Annotated in this window: 1 rRNA gene; it reads right to left on the reverse strand. The window is 55.9% G+C overall.

The annotated features are described in order from the left end of the window. Positions 1 to 776, reverse strand: a 23S ribosomal RNA gene (locus ACYVM4_RS18440); the annotation flags it as partial.

Here is a 776-nt window from a genome sequence, read left to right on the forward strand (position 1 = left end):
CCAGAGTGACCAGAGTGGTATTTCAACGTTGACTCCACGTGCACTGGCGTGCCCGCTTCACCGTCTCCCACCTATCCTACACAAGCCACACCGAACACCAATACCAAACTATAGTAAAGGTCTCGGGGTCTTTCCGTCCTGCTGCGCGTAACGAGCATCTTTACTCGTACTGCAATTTCGCCGAGTTCATGGTTGAGACAGCGGGGAAGTCGTTACTCCATTCGTGCAGGTCGGAACTTACCCGACAAGGAATTTCGCTACCTTAGGATGGTTATAGTTACCACCGCCGTTTACTGGGGCTTAAATTCTCCGCTTCGCCGTGAGGCTAACAGGTCCTCTTAACCTTCCAGCACCGGGCAGGAGTCAGTCCGTATACATCGTCTTGCGACTTCGCACGGACCTGTGTTTTTGATAAACAGTCGCTTCCCCCTGGTCTCTGCGGCCCTTACCCGCTCGCACCAGCAAGTGGTGTCCACGGTCGGGGCCCCCCTTCTCCCGAAGTTACGGGGGCATTTTGCCGAGTTCCTTAACCATGATTCTCTCGATCGCCTTAGTATTCTCTACCTGATCACCTGTGTCGGTTTGGGGTACGGGCGGCTGGAACCTCGCGTCGATGCTTTTCTCGGCAGCATAGGATCACCGAATCCCCCCACGAATGGGGGTCCCGTCACGTCTCAGGCTTATATGACCCGCGGATTTGCCAACGGGTCGCCCTACACGCTTAGACCGGGTCTACCATCGCCCGGCTCGGCTACCTTCCTGCGTCACACCTGTTA

The sequence above is a fragment of the Kocuria himachalensis genome, from assembly GCF_054784195.1.